Here is a 24,825-nt window from a genome sequence, read left to right as displayed (position 1 = left end):
CTTCGGGCGGCGTCGCGCGCCACCGCCTGCGCTCCTCGCGGCGGCGTACCCGCAAATGTGCCCGCAGCTGCTGCAAAGAAAGGACGCGCGACGAAGGCGCGACATGTACAGCCACGAAACGCCAGAGGGAACAATGATGGCCCAAGCCACACATAGAACCACGACAGCGTCCGCAACAAGGCCGACGATGGCCCCCAGGCTCACAACAAGCCAGGCGAGGGGTTCTCCGCACAAGAAGACTCCCAGGCTTTGCGCCGGTGTCAGATCTTCCCGCATCTGGCGGAGCCGATGTCCGCAATGTTCGCAATGTTCGCAGCGGAGCTTCGGCCAGACCACCGGATCGGTAACGTATTCCATCTGCATGTAGCGCCTCGCGTGAATGAGAGCAGGAATCCATGAACAGGGCCGGCACAAAAGCGGACGGCCCATTGTGGACTTATGTCAGCCGCGCCAGCACCCGGGGCACGCTCGCCACCAGCATCGCCACGCCCGACAGCGTGAGCATGCCCAGCACGATCTGCCGGAACCGCGCGTCGCTGATGCCGTGGTACAGCCGGGCGCCCAGCAGCGTGGGCACCAGCATGGCGGGGACCACGATGGCCAGCAGGGGCAGGGCCTCGCGGGTGATGAGGCCCGTGGCCGCGTAGGTGCCGAAGGTCACCAGCAGCATCGCCAGGTTGAAGTTCTGGATGATGGCGCGCTGCACGTCCTTGTCCATGCCGCGCAGGGTGCACCACAGCGTGGGCAGCACCCCCGTGAAGCCGCCCAGGCCCCCCATCATCCCGCCGGCCATCCCGACCACCGCATCGGCCACGCGGCCGCCGCGGGTGATGCGCGGCAGTTGCTTGGCCATGAGCATCGCCGGGCACCACAGCACCAGCAGTGTGCCCAGCACCAGCTTGAAGGCGTCCATGTCCAGACGCGGCAGCACGGCCACCCCCAGCGGAATGCCCGCCAGCCCGCCCAGCACGAAGGGCAGCAGCCGCGCCTTGTCAAAACCCCGGCGCACCGAGAACGCCGCCACCAGCTGGCCGGTGAGCGCGCCGCACACCGTCAGCACCGCGCCCAGGCGCGGCTCCAGCGTCCAGGCCCAGAACGACATGGCCACCATGCCAAAGCCAAAGCCCGACAGGCCCTGCACAAAGCCCGCCGCCACCGCCCCGAGGGCCACCACCCAAAGCACTGAGTCCATCGCCTTCCCCTCCGTTGTTGCCGTGCATTGTGGAGACTTCCCATAAGCAAAGCATCAGCAATTAATATCAAGCCATATTGATTTTCTAATGCCTTGAACCGCCATGCCTGCGCCCTTGCCCCTTGATTCCGACGCTGTCCAGGCCCGCCTGCTCTCGCGCCTGAAGGTGCGCCACCTGGTGTTGCTGCAGCAGATCGAGGCGCATGGCACGCTCACCCGCGTGGCGCACCACATGGCCACGAGCCAGCCGGCCATCACGCATGCGCTGGCCGAGCTGGAAGCGATCTTCGGCGCGCCGCTGTTCGAGCGGTCCACGCGCGGCATGGTGCCCACGGCGCTGGGCACCGTGGCGCTGGCCCGTGCGCGCACCCTGCTGCAAGACCTGGGCCACTGGGCGCGCGACATGGAGGCCGCCAGCGCAGGCCGCGCGGCGCACCTGCAGGTCGGCGTGATCCCGTTCGTGCCGGGGCGCCTGCTGGCTGCGGCCATCGGCCAGACGCGGCCCCGCGGCCTGCGCGCCACGGTCAGCATCCACGAAGGCACCAGCGACCACCTGCTGCAGCGCCTGCGCGGGCACGAACTCGACTGCGTGATCGGCCGCACCTCCGCCGTGCTCGACATGCACGGGCTGGTGCACGAGGTGCTCTACCACCAGGAGCCGCGCCTCATCGCCCACCGCCGCCTGTCGGCGCGCCTGGCCCGCAAGCCCCTGGCCTGGGCCGAGCTGGCGGACCTGGACTGGGTGCTGGGCGCGCGGCAGACGCCCATGCGAGAGCAGATCACCGACTTTTTCCTGCGCGCTGGCGTGGTGCCGCCGCAGCCATATGTGGAAAGCCTGTCGTCCAAGGTCATCGGCGAACTGGTGGCGGCCAGCGAACGGGCCGTGTCCATCGTGCCGGCAGACATCGCTCAGGAGCTGGTGCGCATCGCCGGCGTGGCCATCGTGCCGCACCGCTTCGGCTGGACGCTGCCGCCCATCACGCTGTTCCAGCGCCAGCGGGACGCGCAGCATGCCGAGGTGGCGCAGTTTGCGCAGGCGCTGCGCGAGGCGGCTGCGGCTTTCACGGCCGAGCAGGCCTGAGGGTTCGAGCCCCTCCGGCCGATCCTCTCAGAACCTGTTCAATATCTTTTCGAGGATCGCATGGGAGTGCAATCGGGATGAGTGGATGCTTCGGATGCGCAGCATGGGCTCGTGCCCATGCAAGCGGCCGGGGCGTCCAATCGCCCGATTTCACGCCAACCCTTCGGGCAAGTGCCTTGCCGGACGGTCTGCGGCGTTGCGGCGCTTGTGGATAGCTGAGCTATCCACAAGCGCCGCACCTTGCACCCCATCCCGGCAAGGTACTTGTGCGACCCCGAAAAGATATTGAACAGGTTCTCAATACAACGTCGCCTGCTGCCGCGCTGGCAGCTCCTTGTCATACGCCGCGCCATCGAATGCACCGTGCGTGATGGACGCAAGGATAGCGCCGGGGGTGGGCACCGGGCGCGGGGTGCCAGGCGGCACGGCATCCCACAGGCGCGAGCGCTGGATGGCGCGGGCGCACTGAAAGAACACCGTCTCCACATCGACCACGACCACGCACTTGGGCAGCTGCCCGTTCACGACGAAGCGCGCGAGCAGATCGGGCGCCACGCTGATGCGGGCGCGGCCGTTCACGCGCAGGGTTTCACCCACGCCGGGCATGAGAAAGAGCAGCGCCACGCGCGGATCGGCCACGATGTTGCGCAGGCTGTCGGCGCGGTTGTTGCCCCGACGCTCGGGCAGCAGCAGGGTTTTATCGTCCTGCAGCTGGACAAAGCCCGGAGGGTCGCCACGCGGCGATGCATCGAGCCCACCCGGGCCGGTGGTGGCCAGCACCGCGAACGGCGAGGCCTCGATCATGGCGCGGTAGGCCGGGTGCACGTAGGGCACCTCCTTGTGCAGGGAGGCATCGCTGAGGGCCCCCAGCAGTGCATCCAGGCGCGCAAGGGTGTCAATGGCGTACTCGTCGCAGGGCGTAGTCATGGCTGTTTCTCTTTCGGGGGAGGACAAGGGACAGGCCATGGTGCGGCACGGCTGCCGCACTGACAAACGACATTCCCGCCCGGCATGCGTGACAAAACCGCACGCATGCAGCCCTGCAAGCCCCAGAATCTGCCCCGCTCCCTGTCCCAGGGGTTTTCGCGGCAGTTGCGGCGGATGCAGGCCACGTCGCGGGGCCGGCGGTACCTTGAACTGCGCGCAGCCCCGCAGGTCAGCGCGCGGGGCGCAGCTTGACGCCAGGGAAATCCACCGACACCGCGAGCGCCACGTTCACGTAGTTGGTGAACAGATTGAGCGCCACATGGGCGACGATCTCGACGATGTGCTCGTCGCTCAAGCCGTGGCCTCGCAGCGCCTGCACGTCGGCGGCATCGACCTGGCCGCGTCCGTTGACCAGTTGGAGCGCAAAGCGCAGCACGGCAGCGGTGCGCGGGTCGGCCGATTCGCCCGACTGCGCGGCGGCCAGGTCATCGCCGCTCACGCCCGCCTTGCGGCCCAGCGCCGTGTGGGCGGCCAGGCAGTAGTCGCAGGCATTGCGGTTGGCCACGGCCACGGCGATCTGCTCGCCCAGCGCAGCGCCAATCACGCCGCCACCCAGCGCGCCAAAGGCGGACCACATGCTTTGCAGCGCGGCGGGCGAGTTGGCCACCGCGCGAAACATGTGGGGCGTGGCGCCGAAGGCGCCGTGGATCTGGTCGAGCACCGTGCGCACCGGGCCGGTGGCGGTGGAGCGGTCCACAAGGGCAACGCGGGCAGTGGAGAGGGCGGTAGCGGACATGGTGTTTTCCTTGAAAGTGTTGGCAGGTTGGGTGACCGGCGCCGTTGTGAAGGCCGGGTGCTAAAACACAGCACCTCTGCAGTGTCTTGGGTGGCGTCGCACAATATGGCATTAATAATCCATAATTCATACCAAATCATCCAAACACCATGAATACCTCAGACCACTGCACCACGCCCTTGCCAACACCGGCGCCAGCACCCGTGCCGTTTGACCGGTTGTCGTCGCTGCTGGAGCGCTTTCGGGTGCGCGCCCATCTGTTCCACAGTGGGCCGCTGTGCGGCGTCACGCACTTTGCGGCGGCGCCCGGGCGTGGCTTTCTGCATGTGCTGCGGCACGGGGAAATGGTGGTCACCCACCAGCCCCAGGCGGGCCCACCGGAGCGGCTGGAGGTGCGCGAGCCCAGCCTGCTCTTCTATGCCCGGCCGCTGGAGCACTTCTTCCACAACGCGCCCACCGAGGGCTCGGACTTCGCCTGCGCCGCACTGGACTTTGACGGCGGCGCCAGCCACCCGCTGGCCCGCGCCCTGCCCCCGCTGGTGTTGCTGCCCCTGGGCAAGGTGGACGGGCTGCAGCAGTCCCTGGACTTGCTGTTTGCCGAAACCGACCGCCTGCGCTGCGGGCACCGTGTGCTGGCCGACCGGCTCTTTGAAGTGGTGCTGCTGCAGCTGTTGCGCTGGCTGCTGGACCACCCCCAGGAGGCTGCCATGCCACCGGGCCTGCTCACGGGCCTGGCCGACCCGCCCCTGGCCCGCGCCCTCACCGCCCTGCACGATGCCCCGGGCCAGCCCTGGAGCCTGGCGCAGATGGCGGCGCAGGCGGGCATGTCGCGCAGCGCGTTTGCGGCGCGCTTCAAGGCGGTGGTGGGCGACACCCCCGCCGACTACCTGGCGCACTGGCGGCTGACGCTGGCGCAGGCCCATCTGCGCAACGGCCGGTCGTTGAAGTCGATTGCCAACGAGCTGGGTTATGCCAACCCCTCGGCGCTGTCGCGCGTGTTTGCGCAGAAGCTGGGCATGTCGCCCCGGGTCTGGCTGGAGGGCCTTGCCGCATAGCCAGCGGGCAAAGCCGATCCCCCTGCCCACCTCGACGCGGAGACCACGGGCCGCCACAATGTCCTGCGCCTGCCGCAAAGCACTTTTTTAGGAAAAAACAGGCCCTGGCGCTTGTACTGATTGCGCAAGAAGCTATTTAATTGATAGCAAAAATCCGCAAATGGATCAGCTGCCGGAAAGGATGCACGCCATGAACGCCGCTCTCACCCAACTGGCTGCCGACTGTGGGCTGGCCAGCGACGCCCAGACCCCGCTGCGCCTCGCGTTTGGCCTGGTCTGTGTGCAGCGCGTGCGCCACCTGCTGGAAGACCCGGAGGCGATCGCGGGCCTGGACACCCTGGCCGCGTTCACGGCAGGCGCGGTGGATGCTGCCACGTTGGCCAACGCAGCCGCCCGGCTCAAGGAAGTGGCCTCGCACCACCGGGGCTCGCAGTCGCTGGACGGATCGGCCCATGCCGCCGTGTCTGCCACCTACGCCGTGGCCAACGCGCTGGCGGGCCGGGCGCTGGAGGCCGCCAGCTACGCGGCCTATGCCACGGTGTATGCGTATGGGGGGTATGCGGTGCAAGACCTCTCGGCCTTCGAGCCGGAGCACCGGTGGCAGGTGCTGGCCCTGCAGCGGCTGCTGGGCGATGCACCGCCCGAACAGTCGCCAAAGCCCGTTGCCGCCAGCCAGCCCCGCGCATGAGCCGCCAGCAGATTCCCGCCGCCCTGGCCGCCCCGCTGCGCGTGATCCTGGAGGCCGAGCTGGCGCGGGGCAACACCATCGACGAAGTGGCGGACTGGCCGCCCCAGTGCGAGCTGCTCGTCATCCTGCGCCGCCCGTTCGCAGCAGCCTACCCGACCAGGCCTGGCGTGGAATTCACCGCCATCGAAGACCGGCACTACTGGAAGTCCGAATACAACCTGGATGGCGGCCGGCAGACGCTGGCGTGCGGTTTTGGCTGAGCCGGATGATCAGACGTCGATGGCCGCCGCCGACCCCGCCAGCTTGCGCAGCTCGAACTTCTGGATCTTGCCCGTGCTGGTCTTGGGCAGATCGCCAAACACCACGGCGCGGGGCACCTTGAAGCCTGCGAGGTGCTTCTTGCAGTGGGCCACGATGTCTTCGGGCGTGGTCTGGGCACCGGCCTTCAGCTCGACAAACGCACACGGCGTCTCGCCCCACTTGGCATCGGGCTTGGCCACCACGGCGGCGGCCAGCACGTCGGGGTGGCGGTAGAGCACGTCTTCGACCTCGATGGACGAGATGTTCTCGCCGCCCGAGATGATGATGTCCTTGCTGCGGTCCTTGATCTTGATGTAGCCGTCGGGGTACTGCACGGCCAGGTCGCCGCTGTGGAACCAGCCGCCTGCAAAGGCCTCTTCGGTGGCCTTGGGGTTCTTGAGGTAGCCCTTCATGGCGATGTTGCCCTTGAACATGATCTCGCCCATGGTTTCACCGTCCTGCGGCACGGGCAACATGGTCTCGGGGTTCAGCACGCGCACGTCGCGCTCCAGGTGGTAGCGCACGCCCTGGCGGGCATTGAGGCGGGCGCGTTCGCCGATGTCGAGCGCGTCCCAGGCCTCGTGTTTGGCGCACACGGTGGCGGGGCCGTAGACCTCGGTCAGGCCGTACACGTGGGTCAGGTCGAACCCCATCTTCTCCATGCCCTCGATCATCGAGGCCGGGGGCGCTGCACCGGCCACCATGGCCTTGACGCCCCCTTGTGCGAGGTTCTGCACACCGGACTTCATTGCATCCGGCGCATTGACCAGCAGGCCGTGCACGATGGGCGCGCCGCAGTAGTGCGTCACGCCATGCTGGCGGATCGCGTCGAAGATGGCCTGGGCGTCCACACGCCGCAGGCAGACGTTGACGCCCGCGCGGGCCGCGATGGTCCAGGGAAAGCACCAGCCGTTGCAGTGGAACATGGGCAAGGTCCACAGGTACACGGCGTGCTTGGGCATGTCCCACTCCAGCACGTTGCTGATGGCGTTGCTGGCCGCGCCCCGGTGGTGGTAGACCACGCCCTTGGGGTTGCCCGTGGTGCCGGATGTGTAGTTGAGCGCAATCGCGTCCCACTCGTCAGCGGGCAGGCTCCAGGCAAAAGTCGGGTCACCCGTGGCGACAAAGGCTTCGTAGTCCGTGCCGCCCAGGCTCTGCGCGGCAGGGCCGTACAGCACGTCCTGCACCTCGATCACGCGGATGGGCGTGGTGCAAGTGCGCAGGGCCAGCGCCTGGGCCATGGTGCCGGTGAACTCGGGGTCCACGATGACGGCCTTGGCCTCGCCGTGGTCGAGCATGAAGGCAATGGCCTCCGGGTCCAGCCGGGTGTTGAGCGCATTGAGCACGGCGCCTGCCATGGGCACGCCAAAGTGTGCCTCCACCATGGGTGGGGTGTTGGGCAGCATGACGGCCACCGTGTCGTTCTTGCCGATGCCCGCCTGCACCAGGGCACTGGCCAGCTGGCGGCAGCGCGCGTAGGTTGCCCCCCAGGTCTGGCGCAGCGGGCCATGCACGATGGCCAGGCGGTCGGGGTAGACCTCGGCCGTGCGCTCGATGAACGACAGGGGGGACAAGGCAGCGAAGTTGGCTTCGGTGCGAGGCAGGTGCTGGTCAAAGATGGAGGTCATGGGTGGCGGATGTGGGTGAACAGATCACAGACTACCTCCCCAGGCTGACTCAAACCCTTCGGCGGCGACTCTGCTTGACACGGTACATCGCCGCGTCGGCGCTGGCCAGCAGCGTGTGCGCATCCTGGGCATCGCGCGGGAACAGGCCCACGCCAATGCTGGCACGCATGGGCAGCGGCTGGCCTTCGATCTGCAGTGGGGCCTCGAAAGCAAGCTCCAGCTTGGCGGCGACCTGCAAAGCGGCGTCCTCGGAATCCACGTTTTCGCACAGCACGGTGAACTCGTCGCCCGCGAGCCGGGCCACGGTGTCGGCCTGACGCACGGCACCCACGATGGTGCGGGCCACGGCCTGCAGCACCAGATCGCCCACGGCATGGCCCCATGCGTCGTTGACGGCCTTGAAATCGTCCAGATCCACAAACAGCAGGGCACAGTCCCGTCCGCTGCGGCGCGACAGCTCCAGCGCCTGCGCCAGGCGCTGCTCGAACATGCGGCGATTGGGCAGGCCGGTGAGCGCATCGTGGTGCGCCAGATGGGCCATGGCATCGCGGCTGGCGTTGAGCTCCGTCATCTGGCGGCTGATCTGCTGCTCCATGTCCTGAAAGCTGCGCGCCAGCTCGCCCACCTCATCCTTGCGCTGCACGGGCAGCACACCGTGCGACCGACCCTGCGTCAGAGCCTGCGTGGCCCGCACCATGGTCTTGAGCGGCTGCGTGACCACGCGCGACACCCACCCCGCCAGTACCACGCCTACAGCGCTCAACACGAGCAGCATCTTGAGGATGCTGTTGCCCAGATTCACCACCTCCCCCTGCACCGCAGCCAGCGGCTGCGAGAGCCCCACCACCATGAACCGCTCTTCCCCCTGGCGCCCGAAAGGCATGCGTACGAACGAGAAGACACGGGCCTCGTCGTCGTCAGTGCCGGGCTGGCTGAGGACCACCTCTTCCTGGCTGCCCTCGACCAGTGCAGCCACGGGCGCAAAGCTGTCCTGGATCAGGATCCGTTGGCCCCGGTCGAACCCGAAGGCCTGGCTGGCGTCCGGGTGCACCAGAAAGTCGCCCCAGCGGTTGCTGAGGAAGAAGCCATAGGGCGCGGGCAATGCCGTGTTGAAATTGCGCAAAAACTGCTGCGCCGCCACACGCACCACCACCACACCACGCACCTGCCCCCCCCGCACCACGGGCGAGGCCATGCTGAACACGGGCAACGGCTCGGCATCGGCAGCGCCTTCGTGGTTGATGCCGAACTCCGACACGTAGACCTCGCCCGGCGCCAGCGCCAGGGTTTCAAACACAAAGGGGAAGTGGGCCTTCTCCTGCAGTTCTTCCTCGCTGGCACGTATCCAGGCATCACCCCTGCGGTCAATACGCACCAGCTCCAGGCCAAAGTCCTGCACACCGATGAAGCGGATCTGCTGGTAGCTCGGGTGGGTGATCAGGCTGGCCCGGAATACATCGGCCAGCACGTTCTTGTCCTGCTCGATGGCCGCCACACTGGCCAGAAAGGCCGTATCGCGCGACACGGTGCCGAAACCGGCCTGCATGTGGCGCGCCAGCACCTGCGTGGTGGCCAGCAGCGACTGTTCGGCCCGCCCCTGCAGGCGTACCCGGCTGGAATCAAAGGTGTAGTAGCCCGCCAGAACGGCCGCAAAGACACTGAAGGACGCGAGCAGCACCCCCAGCCGCAGCGCAATGCCCCATTTCATGCGGGTTTTCATGGTTCAGAACCGGTTCGGTCGGTCGCCCGACAGGATGCGCTGCCACAGTTGTGCACGGCGGGCCTCATCTTCTACGGGCTCCAGCCACACGATGGCGCCCGCAGGGGCATCGTCCGACAGCGCGGGCGGTTCGTCGAGGGTGTTGGCCAGCCCCTGGCGCCGGGTCAACTCGCGGCTGACGGAAGGATCGAGCATGTAGTTGATCCACTCGGTGGCCAGCGCCACCTGGGTGGACCGGCGGGTAATGGCCCAGCAGTCCAGCCAGGCCAGCGCGCCTTCGCGCGGCACCACATAACCCACATCCAGCCCCGCATCCCGCAATTGCTTGAGCTGCTGCTGGCCGTAGTTGGCATGCATGACCGCGATGCGGTGTTTGCGAAACAGCTCCAGCGACTCTTCGGGCAGGCTGTAAAACGAGCGCACGTTGCGGCGCAAGGCCACCAGGTCCTTCGCCAGAGGTCCAAACTGCGCAGCGGGGATCTGGAACGGCGGGAGCCCCCGGTGCATCGCCGCCAGGGAAAAGCCATGGCTGCTGCCATCAAACGCCAGCACGCGGCCCCGCCAGCGGGGGTCCCACAGCACGGCGATGGAGTTGGGCGGCGTGCTGATCTGCTGGCGGTCGTAGATGAGCCCCATCTCGGAATAGGTGTAGGGCATCGCGTACACGTCCGTGCCCTGGGCGATGCCCGCGATGGCATGCAGTTGCCGAAAGCGTGGCAGCTGGCGCCCGGTGTTTGGAATGTGGTGTATGGGCAACGGTGCAAGCAGGCGGCGGGCCACCAGCCGCGAAATTTCGGCCGTGTTGGCGGCCACCAGGTCAAAACCGGCCCCCTGCGGGTTGGCCAGCTTGGCACGCAACACGTCGTCAGAAGCGACAGTGGTGATCTCCACCTTGGCGCCATGGCGCTTCTCGAACACCGCCACGATATCGGGGTCGGCATACCCAGGCCAGGACAGCACACGCAGCACCGGCGCCGCCTGCGCGGCCGTTGGCCACAGGCCTGCCGCCGCCAGCGGCAGCAGCACAGCCACATCCCGGCGCCGCAGCATGTGCTGCGCCGAAGTGCCCGTCCCACCCATCGCCTGCTGCCGCCACGTGACTGCCATGCCGAAAGCCCCGCTTCTGCAATATCTGGTAACAAATAGTTTACGCGGACAATAGGCGGTGTGACGATCCCACAGTCTTTCATTCAGGAACTGCTCGCCCGCGTCGACGTGGTCGACATCGTGGGCCGCTACGTGCAGTTGAAGAAAGGCGGCGCCAATTTCATGGGGCTATGCCCCTTCCACGGCGAAAAATCTCCGTCCTTCAGCGTCAGCCCCGCCAAGCAGTTCTATCACTGCTTTGGCTGCGGCAAGAACGGTAACGCCATCAGCTTCTTGATGGAGCACGCGGGCATGGGGTTCGTCGAGGCGGTGCAGGACCTGGCCCAGCAAGTGGGCCTGCAGGTGCCCGACGACGACATCTCTCCCCAGGAGAAAGAGCGCGCCGCCGCCGCGCGCCAGAAGCAGGCCACGCTGACCGATGTGCTGGAGAAGGCGGGCGATGCCTACCGCCGCCAGTTGCGCGAGTCGCAGCGCGCCATCGCGTACTTCAAGGGCCGTGGCGTCTCGGGTGCGGTGGCCAAGCGCTACGGCCTGGGCTATGCCCCCGAAGGCTGGCGCAGCCTGGCCAGCGTGTTCCCGCACTACGACGACCCGCTGCTGGAAGAAAGCGGCCTGGTCATCGTGGGCGAAGACGGGCAGGACAAGCGCTATGACCGATTCCGCGACCGGGTGATGTTCCCCATCCGCAACATCAAGGGCGAATGCATCGGCTTTGGCGGCCGCGTGCTGGGCGACGACAAGCCTAAATACCTGAACTCTCCCGAAACCCCGGTGTTCCACAAGGGGCGCGAGCTGTACGGCCTGTTCGAGGCCCGTACTCCCATCCGCGAACACGGCTACGCGCTGGTCACCGAGGGCTACATGGACGTGGTGGCCCTGGCGCAGCTCGGGTTTCCGAACGCGGTGGCCACGCTGGGCACGGCCTGCACGCCCGAGCATGTACAAAAACTGCTGCGCTTTACCGAATCGGTGGTGTTCAGCTTCGACGGAGACGCCGCCGGCCGGCGCGCCGCGCGCAAGGCGCTGGACGGCGCCCTGCCCCACGCCACCGACACGCGCAGCATCAAGTTTCTGTTTCTGCCGGCCGAGCACGACCCGGACAGCTTCATCCGCGAGCACGGCACCGATGCCTTTGCCCGGCACGTGAGCGAGGCTGTGCCGCTCAGCCGCTTCCTGGTCGAATCGGCAAGCGACGGCTGCGACCTGGCCACGGCCGAGGGCCGCGCCCACATGGCCAGCAACGCGCGCCCGTTGTGGTCAGCCCTGCCCGACGGCATCTTGAAGCGCCAGGTGCTGGGCGAACTGGCGGACCTGACCCAGCTCAAGGCGCAGGACCTGGCAGACCTGTGGGGCCAGGCCACGGCGCGCGAGGCACCGCGGTCCTCCTACTCCGGCCACATCAGCGCAGGTAGTGCGCCAGCCCGGCAGGCCCCCGCTGCCTATGATCACGAGCCGCCATCCTGGGACGCCCCGCCCGACGCCGGCACATGGCCGCCGCAGGGGGGACCGAGCGGAGGATATGACGGCGGATACCAAGGCGGCTACGGCGGCGGTGGCAACGGGAGCGGTGGCCATGGCAGCAGCTACGGCAACAAGCCCCCGTTCCGCAAGGGCGGCGACTGGAAGAGCAACTGGAAAAAACGGGACAAGGACGCCCCCTGGCCACCCCAGCCCCGCCTGCCACGCACGCCCACCGCCAGCCGCACCGACCATGCCGCGCGCCTGCTGCTGTCGCATATGGCGTTTCTGGAAGAGCTGACCCACGACGACCACGCCACCCTGTGTGCGCTGCAGCCGCCCCATGGCCCGCTTTTTGGCTGGCTGGAGGCGCAGTTTCACGAACACGGCCCCCTGGCCTGGGCCGTGCTGCGCGAGAGCCTGCGCGAGCACGAGTGCGAGGCGCTGGCCGTGAAGGTGATGACGGGCTCGCACGCCCAGACCGAAGGCGACCTGCAGGAGCTGCGCACGGAACTGCGGGACCTGCTCAGCCGCATGCAGATCGAAGACATCGAGGAGCAGCAAAAACTGCTGATGCTGCAAGCCGCCACGGACCCGACCGCCCTGGAGCGCTACCGTGCGCTGGAACAAAAACGCAGGGTTTTGCTGGGAGTGGCTGTCAAGGCCGCTTGAAATCCCGCCAAGCGGTATAATGTAGGGTTAGTTAGCGGCAAGAGCGACAGCAGCACCTCCGAACCGGGCCACCGTGACAAACGCGCACAACCAGCCCAACCATCGCAAGGACTGCACACCAAATGATCGCCCAGACATCTTGCCCCTGAGGGCCTCCCCTCAAAGCGCGAAGCCCTTGTAGCTTTGCGTTGCCACCCGCGCCGGGACCTGAGGCGCTTGCGTTTTCTTTGTGTCCGTTTTTGATCCTGAGGTTGTTCCATGCCCGCTCAAAAGTCCGCGAAGCCATCCAAGTCTGCTCCAGGCCCTGCCGCAAAGGCTGTCTCCAAAACCGCTGCCAAAGCCCCGGCCAAGGCTGCTCCGAAAAAAGCCGCCGCCGCGCCCGCCCCGGTTGCCAAGAAAGTGAAAACTGTGCCTGTGAAAAGTTCTGCCGAGCTGACAAAAGCTGCTGATGAATTGCTGAAGAAGAAGCCCGCAACCGCCAAGGCGGCCGCATCGGACGACGACGAGACCCCCAAGAAGCGCCCCGGCCGTCCTGCCAAGGCCGCAGGTGCCGCAGAAGCCAAGGCTGCCCCCGCCAAACGTGGCCGCAAGCCCAAGGCTGCGGCTGCTGGTGGTGACGAAGGCGGCGACGATACCGATCTGTCCGACATCGAAGCCGACCTGGAAGGTGAAGTCGAAGAGACCACCGAAACCGCAGCCACGGTCGAGAAGGTCAAGCCCCTGCGCATGAAGATCAGCAAGGCGAAGGAACGCGCCTTGATGAAGGAATTTGGCCTGGACGAGACCGTCCTGTCCGAAGAAGACATGGCCAAGCGCCGTGCGCGCCTGAAGGCACTGATCAAGCTGGGCAAGACCCGCGGCTACCTCACGCACGTTGAAATCAACGACCACTTGCCCGACAAGCTGGTCGACGCCGAAACCCTCGAAGCCGTCATCACCACGCTGAACGACCTGGGCGTGGCGGTGTACGAGCAGACGCCCGACGCCGAAGCGCTGATCATCACGGACAACGCCCCCGCCGGCGCCACCGAGGAAGAAGCCGAAGAAGCCGCCGAAGCCGCCCTGTCCACCGTGGACTCGGAATTCGGCCGCACCACCGACCCGGTTCGCATGTACATGCGTGAAATGGGCACCGTGGAGCTGCTGACCCGCGAAGGCGAAATCGAGATCGCCAAGCGCATCGAAGGCGGGCTGATGGCCATGATGGAGGCGATCAGCGCATCGCCCGCCACCATCGCCGAGATCCTGAACATGGGCGAAGACATCCGCGAGGGAAAGGTCGTCATCTCGACCATCGTGGACGGCTTCTCCAACCCCAACGAGGCCGACGACTATGTGGCCGAAGAAGACTTCGACGAATTCGACGAAGCCGATGACGACGACGGCAAGGGCGGCTCCAAGGCGCTGACCAAGAAGCTCGAAGAACTCAAGAAGCAGGCGCTGGAGCGCTTTGACAAGCTGCGCGAGCTGTTCGAAAAAGTGCACAAGGTGTACGACAAGGAAGGCTACGGCACGCCCGCCTACGTCAAGGCGCAAGCCGCTTTGTCCGCCGAGCTGATGACCATCCGCTTCACCGCCAAGACCATCGAGAAGCTGTGCGACATGGTGCGCGGCCAGGTGGACGACGTGCGCAAGAAGGAGCGCGAGCTGCGCCGCATCATCGTGGACAAGTGCGGCATGCCGCAGGAAACCTTCATCAAGGACTTCCCGCCCAACCTCTTGAACCTGCAGTGGGTCGAGAAGCAGGCCAACGCCGGCAAGCCCTGGTCGTCCATCATTGCGCGCAACATCCCGCCCATCCAGGACCTGCAGCAAAAGCTGATGGACCTGCAGTCGCGCGTGGTGGTGCCGCTGACCGAGCTCAAGGGCATCAACAAGCGCATGAACGAAGGTGAAGCCACCTCGCGCGATGCCAAGAAGGAAATGATCGAGGCCAACCTGCGCCTCGTGATCTCCATCGCCAAGAAGTACACGAACCGCGGCCTGCAGTTCCTCGATCTGATCCAGGAAGGCAACATCGGCCTGATGAAGGCCGTGGACAAGTTCGAATACCGCCGCGGCTACAAGTTCTCGACCTACGCCACGTGGTGGATCCGCCAGGCCATCACCCGCTCGATCGCCGACCAGGCGCGCACCATCCGTATCCCGGTGCACATGATCGAGACGATCAACAAGATGAACCGCATCAGCCGCCAGCACTTGCAAGAGTTCGGCTTCGAGCCCGATGCGTCCATCCTGGCGGCCAAGATGGAGATCCCGGAAGACAAGATCCGCAAGATCATGAAGATCGCCAAGGAGCCGATCTCCATGGAAACGCCGATCGGCGACGACGACGACAGCCACCTGGGCGACTTCATCGAGGACGGTGCCAATACCGCCCCCATCGAAGCCGCCATGCAGGCCGGCCTGCGCGACGTGGTCAAGGACATCCTGGATGGCCTCACGCCCCGCGAAGCCAAGGTGCTGCGCATGCGCTTCGGTATCGAGATGACCAGCGACCACACGCTGGAAGAAGTGGGCAAGCAGTTTGACGTGACCCGCGAACGCATCCGCCAGATTGAAGCCAAGGCGCTGCGCAAATTGAAGCACCCCTCGCGCTCGGACAAGCTGCGCAGCTTCATCGACTCGCTGTAATTCCGGCGCTGCCCACGACACGCTGAATCCATACAGCCGTTCAGCCCGACGCCCTGCCCCGCCATTGCGGAGCAGGGCGTTTTTCATGGCGGGCCACGCGGGCCGGGCGTGTTTACCCTGATACTCTCGACAGCAGACTGACAGCTTGGATGGTGACCATTGCCATCACATTCCATCAAGAATGGGGAGACTTCCATGCAGCAGTATCCACCGCCCCTTCTGGGAGTCTGTCGGACTTGGAGTGTCGAACGCGAAAACCGTAGGTTTCACCAAAATTGGCCCCAGCGAGGACAGTTTTTGCCGGATTTGCAGCCCCATAGCCCGGCTATGGGGCAAAAAGACGGTGGAAAAATGGACCGCTGCGGTCAATTTTCAGCCGACGATTTCCAAGTCCGACAGGCTCCTGAAAACGGTTGCGCAACGAAGTCGGCCGTGCTGTCCGGTTGCGTGAAGGACATGCTTCCCATCCCTGTGTTTTCACGAGGTACACCATGACCCCCATTGACCGCCGCAAGGCACTCGCCCACGCTGTGCTCGCAGCAACGGCGTGGACCACATTCACCCCAGCCGCCTGGTCACAAGCCAACACCACGGCAGGCCGTGCCGCACCAGCCAAGCCCCCCAAACTGGCGGGCACCCTGCGCATCGTGATCCCCGCCAACCCGGGCGGTGGCTGGGACCAGACGGGCCGGGCGCTGGGCGCAGCCCTCGCCGCCGTGGGTGCGGCGGACCAGATTGAGTACGAAAACATCGGCGGCAAAGGCGGAACCATTGGCCTGGCCAAGTACGCCGAGAAATACGGCAACGATGCCAACACCCTGCTGATGGGCGGCATGGTGATGGTGGGCGCAGTGGCACTGCAAAAGCCCGCTGTGGACATGACCCACATACAACCCCTGGCACGGCTCACCAGTGACTACCTGGTGGCAGCCGTGGCAGCCAAGTCCCCCATCAAGAACACCAAGGATCTGGCCAACGCCATGCGCGCCGACCTGCGCGCCCTGCCGGTGGCCGGCGGCTCGGCTGGCGGGGTGGACCACATCTTCGCCGGGGTGCTGGCCCGAGCATCCAAGGCCAAGCCAGAAGACCTGGTCTACAAGCCTTTCCCCGGCGGCTCCGAAGTGGTGGATGCCCTGGTGTCTGGCAGTGCGGCCATGGGGCTGTCGGGCTACAGCGAATTCAGCGATGCGATTGCGGCGGGCAAGCTGCGCGCCATCGGGGTGTCGTCCCGCCGCAGCGCCTTCGGCCTGCCCTCCTTTCGCGAGCAGGGGCTGGACGCCACCATGGCCAACTGGCGGGGCGTGTTCACCGGCAAGGGGGTGCCAGCCTCCCGCATGGCCGAGATACTGGCCGCCGTGGAGGCCGCCACCGCCCATGAATCCTGGCTGCGCACGCTCAAAAGCAATCGTTGGGAACCCTCTTGGCTGACGGGCAAGGATTTGGCAGAGTTCATGGAACTGGACCTCACCACGGCGCGCGTCATGGTGTACCTGCTCAAGCTGAAGGCTTGAACCACTCCCTGAGTCGCTTCGCGCTGCTGGGCTTGTTCACTCCAGGGGAATTCCGCCTCTAAGGAGCCGCTGATGAAAATGTCCAACTACTCCATCGGCGCACGCATGGCGACCGCGCTGGGCCTGGTGCTTGCGCTGCTGCTGGGCGCCGCGCTGTTCGGCATCGCGGCCCTGTACCGCAGCCTGGGGACCTACGAGACCACGGTGCAGGAGCGCGTAGCCCAGGAACGCGCGGTGAGCCGCATGGAAAATGAGTTCAAGACCCAGGTGCAGGAGTGGAAAAACACCCTGCTGCGGGGTGAGGATTCGCGCAAGCGCGAGCTGCACTGGGCGGCGTTCCAGGCCAGTGAGAAGCGCGTGGCCGACGCCGCCAAGGCGTTGGAGCCCCAACTGACCGACGCCCAGGAAAAGGCGGCGCTGCAGAAATTCACCCAGGCCCATGCGCAAATGGCGCAGGGCTACCGCAAGGGTTTTGAAGTGTTCCAGTCACTTGGTTTTGTGCCCTCTGCGGGTGACGCGGACGTGGCCGACATCGACCAGGGCCCTGCCAGGCTGCTCACCGCACTGAGCGAGCAGGTGGCCGCCAGCAGTGCGGCCATTGCCGAACAGGCGGCGCTGAATGCGCGGCGTGCACTCATCAGCAGCCTGGTGGCGCTGGCACTGGTCACCGCCCTGGGCGGCTGCGCGGGCTGGCTGCTCACGCGGTCGGTGGTGCGCCCGCTGCGGGTAGCGGTCTCGGTGGCCAACAAGGTGGCGGCGGGCGATCTGACCACGACCATTCTGGTCGACGGCAAGGACGAACCCGCGCGGCTGCTGGAAGCCCTGCGCACCATGCAAGAGAACCTGGAAAACGTGGTGTCGGGCGTGCGCAGCAACGCTGAGGGCGTGGCGAGCGCCAGCGCCGAGATCGCACAGGGCAATGTGGACCTGAGCATGCGCACAGAAGAGCAGGCATCGTCGCTGGACGAAACCACGTCTTCGATGCAGCAGCTGCAGGCCACCGTGCAGCAGAACGCCTCCAACGCCCAGCGCGCCAGCGAGCTGGCCCGCAATGGCGCATCGGTGGCCCAGCGCGGGGGCGACGTGGTGACGCAGATGGTGACGGTGGTCCAGGGTATCCAGGACAGCTCGCGCCGCATTTCCGACATCATTGGCGTTATCGACAGCATCGCGTTTCAGACCAACATCCTGGCGCTCAACGCCGCCGTAGAGGCCGCGCGCGCCGGCGAGCAGGGGCGCGGCTTTGCCGTGGTGGCCAGCGAGGTGCGCAACCTGGCCACCCGCAGCGCCAGCGCCGCGCGCGAGATCAAGGCGCTGATCCAGACGAGTGTGGAGCGCGTGCAGGCCGGCTCTGACCTGGCCCGCAATGCGGGCAGCACCATGGGTGAAGTCGTTTCCTCGATCCAGGGCGTGAGCACGCTCATGGACGAGATCAGCCAGGCCAGTGCTGCCCAGACCTCCGACATGCTGCGCGTCACCCAGGCCATTGTGCGCATGGACGAAACCACCCAGCAAAACGCCGCGCTGGTGGAAGAAAGTGCTGCCGCAGCCGGCAGCCTGAGCGGCCAGGCCCGCCAGCTGGTGGAGGCCGTGGAGGTGTTCCGCCTGCGCGGCAGCCACCGCACCCTGGCACTGCCACCTGCGGCACATTGAATGCGTACCAGGGATGTACAAACTTGATTGCTATATTTTGTATAGCAATAAAACGATACCCAATAAGCGCTGGGCACTAATTTTTTAGTTTTCCAGTGCTGAAACGGAGGATCTCTCCCATCCATGGACCTGGGCACCGCCGACGAAACTGGCGCAGCCCAGGCGCAGGACGCCCTGCCAGGGCCCCCGCAGCGAAGCGAGAGCGGGGAAAGGCGCGCAGCGCCCCAGATATGGGGATGTTCTCTAATCAATCTTGAGCCCGGACTGCTTGACCAGCTTGGCCATGCGCGCCACTTCGGTCCGAAAGAAGGCCGTGGTCGCCTCCGGGGTAGTGCCTTGCAGCTGGTAGCCCTGCGCCAGCAAGGCGTCTCGTGCCTCCGGCACCGCCAGGGTGGCCCGCACCGCCTGGTACACCCGTTCCGTTTCCGCCTTGGGCAAGCCCGCCGGCCCCACCACGGCCACCCAGCCGTCCAATGCGTACTGCGCCAGCCCCTGTTCGGCGATGGTGGGCAGGTCGGGCAACAGCGCTGAGCGCGTGGTGGACGACAGCCCGATGGCCTTGAGCGTGCCAGCCTTCACATGCGGCACGGCCACGGCCACCGCGATGAACGCCAGCTGGATCTGCCCGCCCAGTACATCGGCCGTCAGCGGCCCCATGCCTCGGTAGGGAATGTGCTTGATGTCCACCTGCGCTTCATGCACGAACATTTCCGCAGCAAGGTGCAGGATGGTCCCGTTGCCGGACGATCCATAGTTGAGCGCCCCGGGCTGCGCCTTGGCCAGCGCGATGAGTTCGCGCACGTTCCTCGAGGCCACCGAGGGATGTGCCACCAGCACGAAGGGCGTGGCGCCAATCACCGTGATGGGCGTGATGTCGTCCACCGCGTCGTAGGGAATGTTCTTGAACACGCTGGGGTTGACCACGTGGTTGTTGGACACCATGCCCAGCGCCGACCCGTCCTTGATACCCTTGACGATCATCGACGTACCAGTGATGCCCCCCGCGCCTGGAAAGTTCTCCACCACCACCGGGCGCCCCAGCGCCTTGCCCAGGCTGGGCCCCAAGGCGCGGGCCACGCCGTCCACCCCCGAGCCTGCGCTCACGGGCAGGATCATGCGGACCGGGCGGTCGGCTGCCTGGGCCCAGGCAGCCGAGGGCACTGTTGCACTACCGGCGAGGCTGGCCAGGGCAGCCAGCAGCGCGCTGCGCCGCCGCAGACCCGGGGGTTGCAACGGGCTTGCAGGGAGGAAGGCAGGGAGTGGGCTGTCGTGGTGCATGGCGTTTGTCTCCGTCGTTGTATTCATTCATCGAATGCCAGGCGCAGATCTCCACAGGGAGATGCCGGGTCCTTCAACCCGCTCAGGCCACGGCATGCTTTTGCTGCAGGGCCCGCACCTCTTCGGGTGTGTAGCCCAGCTCTTCCATCAGCGCTGCGGTGTGCTGCCCCAGCACCGGCGGCTGCAGGCGCACGCCCAGCCGCTTGCCATCCATGCGCAGCGGGAACAGCGTGGTGCGTGCGGTCTGCCCGGCCCGTTCGCCATCGGGCAGGGTGATGTCGGCCAGGCCCCCCGTGGCGTTCAGGTGCGGGTCGTCAAACAGCTGCTCGGGCCGTGAAATAGGTGCAAAGGGCAGCCCGTGTTTCTCAAAGACCGCCGCCAGCTCGGCAGCGCTGTAGGCAGCCAGGCGCTGGCGCAGGTCGGGCATCAGCGTGGCACGGGCGCGCACGCGGTCGTTGTTCGTGGCCAGTTGCGGGTGGGCCTTGAGGTCGGAAAACCCCATGGCGTCGCAAAAGGTGGTCCATTGCGCATCGCTCACCGCAGCCAGGAAAATCTGCTCGCCATCCTTCACGCTGAACACGTCGTACAGCGCCCACGACGAAATGCGGTCGGGCATGGGGGCCGCCGGTTTGCCGGTGACGGCGTACTGCATCATGTGCTGGCCGACCAGAAACACGTTGTTCTCGAACAGGGCGGAGTCCACCTCCTGCCCCCGCCCGGTGATGCCACGCTGCATCAAGGCCGCCATGGCACCGATGGCACCGAACATGCCGCCCATGATGTCGTTCACGCTGCTACCGGCGCGCAGCGGGTCGCCCGGCCGTCCCGTCATGTAGGCCAGGCCTCCCATCATCTGCACCACCTCGTCGAGCGCCGTGCGGTGCTCGTACGGGCCAGGCAGAAAACCGGTGTGGTTCACATAGATGAGGCGCGGGTTCAGCGGGCTCAGGGCTGCGTAGTCCAGCCCGTACTTGGTCATCACGCCGGGCTTGAAGTTCTGCGCCACCACGTCGGCCGAGGCGGCCAGCTTGCGCGCCACCTCCAGCCCCTCGAGGCTGCGCAGGTCGAGCGCAATGCTCTTCTTGTTGCGGTTGAACATGGGAAAGAAGCCCGCGCCCGCGCCCAGCAGGTGGCGCGTGCGGTCGCCGTCCACGGGCTCGACCTTGATGACCTCGGCGCCCAGGTCGGCCAGCACCATGCCGCAGGTGGGGCCCATGACCATGTGGGTGAACTCCACCACACGCAGGCCTTCGAGCGGCAGGCGGGGGGACGAGGGTGCGGGTGGTGTGTCGTTCATGTTCGGAGAATGGATAAGAAGATCAGGCCGTTGCTGCCTCTCGCAGCGCGGTGCGTGCGGCATTCTGCGGCAGCCCGGCCTGCCACAGCGTGCCGTGCAGGGTCTCACCCGACAGCCATCCGGCCACGCGCTGGCGCAGCGCCAGCAGCGCGGTCACGTCGATGCCGGTGGCAACGCCCATGCGCTCCAGCATGAACACCAGGTCCTCGGTGGTGACATTGCCGCTGGCGCCCGGCGCATGCGGGCAGCCGCCAATGCCGGCCAGGCAGGCGTCAAAACGCGTGATGCCCACCTGCCACGCGGCGTAGGCGTTGGCCAGCCCCATGCCACGGGTGTCGTGGAAATGCGCGCACCACAGGCGGTCGCCCACCAGCGCGCGGGCCTTCTCGAACAGGCGGGCCACCCAGGCCGGGTCGGCATAGCCCACGGTGTCGGCCAGGCTCACGCGGTCGGCCCCGGCATCCAGCAGGGCCTGCATCAGGCGCAGCACCTCACTCTGGGGCACCTCGCCCTGCAACGTGCAGCCAAAGGCCGTGCCCACGCCCCCCTCGATCAGGCAGCGGCTGCCGCTGGCGTCGCGCAGCGCGCGGATGCGGGCCACCTCGGCCACCACCGCATCGGGTGTCTTGCGCAGGTTGGCCAAGCTGTGGGCATGGCTGGCAGACAGGGGCACCACCATCAGGCCAGCACCACATTCGAGTGCACGCTCGGCGCCTTTGTAGTTGGGCACCAGCACTGAGGCCAGCAGGCCCGGCAGGGTTTTGGCATGCGCCAGCACTTCGGCGGTGTCCGCCAGCTGGGGCAACAGGCGGGCGGGCACGAAGGAGCCCACTTCGATCTCGCGCTGGCCTGCAGCGTAGGCAGCGTTGATCCATTCGATCTTGTGCGCGGTGGACACCAGGGTGGCGATGCTCTGCAGGCCATCGCGCAAGCCCACTTCGCGCACCACGGCCCGAGCGGAGGCGCCATCGGGCGCGGCGTGGGTCGCGGGAAAAACAGAGGGTGTGCTCACAGGTCGTCTCCGGCTGGGTGTGTTCTTGGGGTCATTCTAGAAATTCCCAGAAGAATCAGAAAATACATCTCGGAAGCCATATGATTCCCAAACGGAATATCACACCCATTCCATAGAAAGGAATGTCATGCGCGATCTCGACCTGCAAACCCTGCGGCTTTTTGCCGCCGTGTGCGAGCAGCGCAGCATTGCGCGCGTGGCCGAGCAGGAGTCCATCGTTGGCTCGGCCATCAGCAAGCGGCTGGCCCAGCTGGAGGACACGGTGGGCACAGCGCTGCTGGTGCGCAAACGGCGCGGCGTGGTTCCGACCCCGGCGGGGGAAACGCTCCTGGAGCACGCGCGCACCATGCTGGCCAGCGTGGGCCAGATCGAGCGCGACATGGCGGCCTATGCCACCGGCACCCGGGGCCATGTGCGCATGCTGGTCACGGCCTCGGTGATGGCCGAATCGCTGGCCGACGATGTGGCTGCTTTTCTGCAAGACCCGGCGCACCGCGACATCCAGGTGAGCCTGGAGGAGCGCGTGAGCCCGGACGTGGTGCAGGGCATCCGCGACGGCAGCGCCTCCATCGGCATCTGCTGGGACGCGGCCGACCTCACGGGCCTGGAAACCTGCGCCTACCGCACCGACCACCTGGCCGTGGTGGCCCATGCGCTGCACCCGGTGGCCCAGCACCAGAGCGTGCGTTTTGCCGACGTGCTGGACCATGAATTCGTCAGCATGCCCGCGCTGAGCGCGGTGCAGGTGCTGCTGGCGCGCGCTGCAGCCGTGGAGGGAAAAATGCTGGCGCACCGGGTGCTGGTGTCCAACTTCGACGCTGCCCTGCGGGTGGTGCGCGCCAACCTGGCCATCAGCGTCGTGCCGCGCGAAGTGGCCCTGCCCTTTGCGCAAACCGCCCCCGTTCGGGTGATTCCGCTGAGCGATCCATGGGCCCAGCGGCGTTTTGCCATCTGCTACCGCAGCGCCCAGATGCTGGCCCCCGCCGCACAGTTGCTGGTCAGCCACCTGGCGGGGCTGGGCCGCCAGGAATGACTGACTCCAACCGTGGCCCTGTTGCAACAGTTTGACTTGTAACACGGGTTTTTCGGGGCGTAGCGCATGTGTGGTGTGCGTTCTGAGCTACTAAACTTGTAGCAAAATGGGTTCCGCGCTATAGTCTCAGCGCATCAGCGGGCCCGGCATTCGCCCACCCGAATGAAAATTTGATCCAACACTTGCGCGAGGAGAAGCGTCCATGAGCTCCAAAGAAAATGCCGCCATCAACCAGTTGTTCGAGCGGCTCGAATGCCGTTACGCACTGCGCGTGCTGTGGGCCCTGAAGGACGGCCACCCCCAGACGTTCCGCCTGCTGCAGGACAGCGTGGGGGGCATCACCCCCAACACGCTCAACACCCGCATCAAGGAACTGCGCGAAGCCGGTTTTGTAGACCACGGCAGCGACGGTTACACCGTCACCCCTTCGGGCGCCGACCTGCTCAAGCGCCTCTCGGACGTGCAAGCCTTCGCCACCCGCTGGGTCGCTGGCCGCGCCAAAAAGGCCTGAAGCCACACCCCTGCTCCACCCTGGGAAAAGCCCCGCCGGACCTCCGAGCGGGGCTTTCGTTAAAATAGGGGTCAAAAATGCTTTTGACGCTTGTCTATCAAGCGCAGATAGCTATATTTTTAATAGCAAACAAGGAATTTCATCCATGGCATTGACCACCACCGCATCCGGCCTGCAATACGAAGACACCACCGTGGGCGAAGGAGCCGAAGCCACCAAGGGCCAGAACGTGTCGGTGCACTACACCGGCTGGCTGTACAACAACGGCGAGCAAGGTGCCAAGTTCGACTCCAGCCGCGACCGCAACGACCCCTTCGAGTTCTCGCTGGGCGGTGGCATGGTCATCAAGGGCTGGGACGAAGGCGTGCAGGGCATGAAGATCGGTGGCCAGCGCACCTTGATCATTCCTGCCGCCCTGGGCTACGGCGCACGCGGCGCGGGCGGCGTGATTCCACCGAACGCCACGCTCAAGTTCGATGTGGAACTCCTGAAGGTCGGCCGCTAAGGCCTGCAGCTCCGGCCAGTTTTGGCCAGGGGATCAAAAAAGGCGGCTACCAAGCCGCCTTTTTCATTGCTGTGCGGCGGTGGGAAGCCTCCTCCTCGCCAGCAATCGGCTCCCACGCATCAATCAAAAAGCGCCTTGTCGAGCCGTGCGAACTTCGCATCCCCCACGGCCTCCCGGATCTTCGGGGCCAGCGTCGCCAGGTCCTCGAAACTACCCGCCCCTTCCACGGCCAGATTCAACCGGAATCCCCGCAAGCCCATGCCCGCCGTCAATTCAGTGGCAATCGGATAGGCCGCTTCATAACGCTCTTTCGGTGTGCGCCCGGAACCCTCCACGGGAGATGCCACCGTGCCCAGATCCATGGCAGCCGCTGCCGATGCATCTGCCTCTGAAACGGGCTGGCTGGCCGCAGACGCAGGCAAGGAATGCCCCGACAGTGGCGCCAGCAACCCCTGGGCAATCATGGCCTGAACATCGTCCTGCGTGATGCCCATGGCGGCCGTGGCCGCCAGAATCTCGCCCGTGGAACGTTTTCCGTCAAAAAGAATGAAAGCCGAGCGCTGGCGCGAGCTGAGGCTGCCGCGCCGATCCTTGAGCGCTTCTTGCCCTGCCGGCGTTTTGACGAGAACCATGAATCTCCTTGAACTGAAACGGAACAACAGGGGAATGCCGCAGGACAACCCTACGGCCCGCGAGCCCCTGGAAGCCCAGATTCTCACGTTTGTACACCATTGGTCATCAGGGTTTACGCACAACCACGGCGACCC

The 24,825-nt window shown here is 66.1% G+C and carries 21 protein-coding genes; 11 read left to right on the top strand and 10 right to left on the bottom strand.

Annotated features, from left to right (window positions below; genetic code table 11):
- Nucleotides 1-436: 436 nt before the first annotated feature.
- Entirely contained in the window at nt 437-1,192 is a 756-nt protein-coding gene (locus ASE52_RS14940; protein WP_010464131.1) for a sulfite exporter TauE/SafE family protein, read from the bottom strand.
- 103 nt (nt 1,193-1,295) lie between these two features.
- Here ASE52_RS14940 and ASE52_RS14935 point away from each other — a divergent pair, with 103 nt between their 5' ends.
- Nucleotides 1,296-2,273, top strand: a complete 978-nt coding sequence (locus ASE52_RS14935; protein ID WP_057227108.1) for a LysR substrate-binding domain-containing protein — start codon at nt 1,296-1,298, stop codon at nt 2,271-2,273.
- Between the two features lie 297 nt (nt 2,274-2,570).
- Here the strand turns inward: ASE52_RS14935 and ASE52_RS14930 are convergent, their stop codons facing one another.
- Both ASE52_RS14930 and ASE52_RS14925 read right to left on the bottom strand, forming a co-directional pair.
- Complete coding sequence (locus tag ASE52_RS14930) at nt 2,571-3,200, bottom strand: pyridoxamine 5'-phosphate oxidase family protein (protein ID WP_057227106.1); 630 nt, start codon at nt 3,198-3,200, stop codon at nt 2,571-2,573.
- A gap of 229 nt (nt 3,201-3,429) precedes the next feature.
- On the bottom strand, nt 3,430-3,996 hold the full coding sequence (locus ASE52_RS14925; protein WP_057227104.1) for a peroxidase-related enzyme: 567 nt from the start codon (nt 3,994-3,996) through the stop codon (nt 3,430-3,432).
- A 149-nt stretch (nt 3,997-4,145) separates the two neighbouring features.
- On the opposite strand from ASE52_RS14925, the gene ASE52_RS14920 reads away from it, so the two are divergent.
- The 3 genes from ASE52_RS14920 to ASE52_RS14910 all read left to right on the top strand — a co-directional run bounded on the left by ASE52_RS14920 (nt 4,146) and on the right by ASE52_RS14910 (nt 5,999).
- Entirely contained in the window at nt 4,146-5,051 is a 906-nt protein-coding gene (locus tag ASE52_RS14920; RefSeq protein ID WP_057227102.1) for an AraC family transcriptional regulator, read from the top strand.
- 190 nt (nt 5,052-5,241) lie between these two features.
- Complete coding sequence (locus ASE52_RS14915; protein ID WP_057227285.1) at nt 5,242-5,739, top strand: hypothetical protein; 498 nt, start codon at nt 5,242-5,244, stop codon at nt 5,737-5,739.
- Nucleotides 5,736-5,999 carry a hypothetical protein gene (locus ASE52_RS14910; RefSeq protein ID WP_057227100.1) on the top strand — a complete coding sequence of 88 codons (264 nt, stop codon included), beginning with the start codon at nt 5,736-5,738 and terminating at the stop codon, nt 5,997-5,999. The genes ASE52_RS14915 and ASE52_RS14910 overlap by 4 nt, the downstream gene beginning before the upstream one ends.
- Before the next feature lie 9 nt (nt 6,000-6,008).
- Here the strand turns inward: ASE52_RS14910 and ASE52_RS14905 are convergent, their stop codons facing one another.
- From ASE52_RS14905 to ASE52_RS14895, 3 genes are read right to left on the bottom strand one after another with little or no spacing between them, the layout of a single operon-like run.
- Nucleotides 6,009-7,667, bottom strand: coding sequence for an acyl-CoA synthetase (locus ASE52_RS14905; protein WP_057227098.1), 1,659 nt, complete (start codon nt 7,665-7,667; stop codon nt 6,009-6,011).
- Between the two features lie 49 nt (nt 7,668-7,716).
- On the bottom strand, nt 7,717-9,387 hold the full coding sequence (locus tag ASE52_RS14900) for a diguanylate cyclase (RefSeq protein WP_241777008.1): 1,671 nt from the start codon (nt 9,385-9,387) through the stop codon (nt 7,717-7,719).
- 3 nt (nt 9,388-9,390) lie between these two features.
- Nucleotides 9,391-10,494, bottom strand: coding sequence for an extracellular solute-binding protein (locus ASE52_RS14895; protein WP_082606885.1), 1,104 nt, complete (start codon nt 10,492-10,494; stop codon nt 9,391-9,393).
- Nucleotides 10,495-10,554: 60 nt separating this feature from the next.
- On the opposite strand from ASE52_RS14895, the gene dnaG reads away from it, so the two are divergent.
- The 4 genes from dnaG (at nt 10,555) to ASE52_RS14875 (ending at nt 18,422) form a co-directional block, all read left to right on the top strand.
- On the top strand, nt 10,555-12,624 hold the full coding sequence (gene dnaG, locus ASE52_RS14890; RefSeq protein ID WP_057227097.1) for a DNA primase: 2,070 nt from the start codon (nt 10,555-10,557) through the stop codon (nt 12,622-12,624).
- Between the two features lie 258 nt (nt 12,625-12,882).
- Nucleotides 12,883-15,258, top strand: coding sequence for an RNA polymerase sigma factor RpoD (gene rpoD, locus ASE52_RS14885; protein ID WP_057227095.1), 2,376 nt, complete (start codon nt 12,883-12,885; stop codon nt 15,256-15,258).
- A 491-nt stretch (nt 15,259-15,749) separates the two neighbouring features.
- The gene (locus tag ASE52_RS14880) at nt 15,750-16,769 is read left to right on the top strand and encodes a tripartite tricarboxylate transporter substrate binding protein (protein WP_057227093.1); all 1,020 of its coding nucleotides are present in this window, start codon (nt 15,750-15,752) and stop codon (nt 16,767-16,769) included.
- A gap of 72 nt (nt 16,770-16,841) precedes the next feature.
- The gene (locus tag ASE52_RS14875) at nt 16,842-18,422 is read left to right on the top strand and encodes a methyl-accepting chemotaxis protein (RefSeq protein WP_057227090.1); all 1,581 of its coding nucleotides are present in this window, start codon (nt 16,842-16,844) and stop codon (nt 18,420-18,422) included.
- A gap of 243 nt (nt 18,423-18,665) precedes the next feature.
- Here the strand turns inward: ASE52_RS14875 and ASE52_RS14870 are convergent, their stop codons facing one another.
- The 3 genes from ASE52_RS14870 to ASE52_RS14860 all read right to left on the bottom strand — a co-directional run bounded on the left by ASE52_RS14870 (nt 18,666) and on the right by ASE52_RS14860 (nt 21,946).
- Nucleotides 18,666-19,700: a tripartite tricarboxylate transporter substrate binding protein gene (locus ASE52_RS14870; protein ID WP_057227088.1), complete on the bottom strand. Its 1,035-nt coding sequence runs from the start codon at nt 19,698-19,700 to the stop codon at nt 18,666-18,668.
- Between the two features lie 82 nt (nt 19,701-19,782).
- Nucleotides 19,783-20,997, bottom strand: coding sequence for a CaiB/BaiF CoA-transferase family protein (locus tag ASE52_RS14865; protein ID WP_057227086.1), 1,215 nt, complete (start codon nt 20,995-20,997; stop codon nt 19,783-19,785).
- Between the two features lie 22 nt (nt 20,998-21,019).
- Nucleotides 21,020-21,946, bottom strand: coding sequence for a hydroxymethylglutaryl-CoA lyase (locus ASE52_RS14860; RefSeq protein ID WP_140426248.1), 927 nt, complete (start codon nt 21,944-21,946; stop codon nt 21,020-21,022).
- 190 nt (nt 21,947-22,136) lie between these two features.
- Here ASE52_RS14860 and ASE52_RS14855 point away from each other — a divergent pair, with 190 nt between their 5' ends.
- The 3 genes from ASE52_RS14855 (at nt 22,137) to ASE52_RS14845 (ending at nt 24,058) form a co-directional block, all read left to right on the top strand.
- Complete coding sequence (locus ASE52_RS14855; RefSeq protein ID WP_057227082.1) at nt 22,137-23,042, top strand: LysR family transcriptional regulator; 906 nt, start codon at nt 22,137-22,139, stop codon at nt 23,040-23,042.
- Between the two features lie 202 nt (nt 23,043-23,244).
- Nucleotides 23,245-23,553, top strand: a complete 309-nt coding sequence (locus ASE52_RS14850) for a winged helix-turn-helix transcriptional regulator (RefSeq protein ID WP_010464095.1) — start codon at nt 23,245-23,247, stop codon at nt 23,551-23,553.
- A gap of 145 nt (nt 23,554-23,698) precedes the next feature.
- The gene (locus ASE52_RS14845; RefSeq protein WP_010464094.1) at nt 23,699-24,058 is read left to right on the top strand and encodes an FKBP-type peptidyl-prolyl cis-trans isomerase; all 360 of its coding nucleotides are present in this window, start codon (nt 23,699-23,701) and stop codon (nt 24,056-24,058) included.
- 119 nt (nt 24,059-24,177) lie between these two features.
- On the opposite strand, the gene ASE52_RS14840 is transcribed toward ASE52_RS14845, so the two are convergent.
- Entirely contained in the window at nt 24,178-24,690 is a 513-nt protein-coding gene (locus ASE52_RS14840; protein WP_057227080.1) for a hypothetical protein, read from the bottom strand.
- Nucleotides 24,691-24,825 lie beyond the last annotated feature (135 nt).

The sequence above is a fragment of the Acidovorax sp. Root275 genome (genome assembly GCF_001428965.1).
GTDB lineage: Bacteria > Pseudomonadota > Gammaproteobacteria > Burkholderiales > Burkholderiaceae_C > Acidovorax > Acidovorax radicis.
Note: the sequence above shows the minus strand (reverse complement) of the source record. Positions and strands in the feature narration are given on the sequence as shown.

Bases quoted from the DNA above. Each gene is read 5' to 3' on its own strand.
- ASE52_RS14940 (WP_010464131.1), bottom strand. From the start codon at position 1,192: ATGGACTCAGTGCTTTGGGTGGTGGCCCTCGGGGCGGTGGCGGCGGGC.
- ASE52_RS14935 (WP_057227108.1), top strand. From the start codon at position 1,296: ATGCCTGCGCCCTTGCCCCTTGATTCCGACGCTGTCCAGGCCCGCCTG.
- ASE52_RS14930 (WP_057227106.1), bottom strand. From the start codon at position 3,200: ATGACTACGCCCTGCGACGAGTACGCCATTGACACCCTTGCGCGCCTG.
- ASE52_RS14925 (WP_057227104.1), bottom strand. From the start codon at position 3,996: ATGTCCGCTACCGCCCTCTCCACTGCCCGCGTTGCCCTTGTGGACCGC.
- ASE52_RS14920 (WP_057227102.1), top strand. From the start codon at position 4,146: ATGAATACCTCAGACCACTGCACCACGCCCTTGCCAACACCGGCGCCA.
- ASE52_RS14915 (WP_057227285.1), top strand. From the start codon at position 5,242: ATGAACGCCGCTCTCACCCAACTGGCTGCCGACTGTGGGCTGGCCAGC.
- ASE52_RS14910 (WP_057227100.1), top strand. From the start codon at position 5,736: ATGAGCCGCCAGCAGATTCCCGCCGCCCTGGCCGCCCCGCTGCGCGTG.
- ASE52_RS14905 (WP_057227098.1), bottom strand. From the start codon at position 7,667: ATGACCTCCATCTTTGACCAGCACCTGCCTCGCACCGAAGCCAACTTC.
- ASE52_RS14900 (WP_241777008.1), bottom strand. From the start codon at position 9,387: ATGAAAACCCGCATGAAATGGGGCATTGCGCTGCGGCTGGGGGTGCTG.
- ASE52_RS14895 (WP_082606885.1), bottom strand. From the start codon at position 10,494: ATGGCAGTCACGTGGCGGCAGCAGGCGATGGGTGGGACGGGCACTTCG.
- rpoD (WP_057227095.1), top strand. From the start codon at position 12,883: ATGCCCGCTCAAAAGTCCGCGAAGCCATCCAAGTCTGCTCCAGGCCCT.
- ASE52_RS14880 (WP_057227093.1), top strand. From the start codon at position 15,750: ATGACCCCCATTGACCGCCGCAAGGCACTCGCCCACGCTGTGCTCGCA.
- ASE52_RS14875 (WP_057227090.1), top strand. From the start codon at position 16,842: ATGAAAATGTCCAACTACTCCATCGGCGCACGCATGGCGACCGCGCTG.
- ASE52_RS14870 (WP_057227088.1), bottom strand. From the start codon at position 19,700: ATGCACCACGACAGCCCACTCCCTGCCTTCCTCCCTGCAAGCCCGTTG.
- ASE52_RS14865 (WP_057227086.1), bottom strand. From the start codon at position 20,997: ATGAACGACACACCACCCGCACCCTCGTCCCCCCGCCTGCCGCTCGAA.
- ASE52_RS14855 (WP_057227082.1), top strand. From the start codon at position 22,137: ATGCGCGATCTCGACCTGCAAACCCTGCGGCTTTTTGCCGCCGTGTGC.
- ASE52_RS14850 (WP_010464095.1), top strand. From the start codon at position 23,245: ATGAGCTCCAAAGAAAATGCCGCCATCAACCAGTTGTTCGAGCGGCTC.
- ASE52_RS14845 (WP_010464094.1), top strand. From the start codon at position 23,699: ATGGCATTGACCACCACCGCATCCGGCCTGCAATACGAAGACACCACC.
- ASE52_RS14840 (WP_057227080.1), bottom strand. From the start codon at position 24,690: ATGGTTCTCGTCAAAACGCCGGCAGGGCAAGAAGCGCTCAAGGATCGG.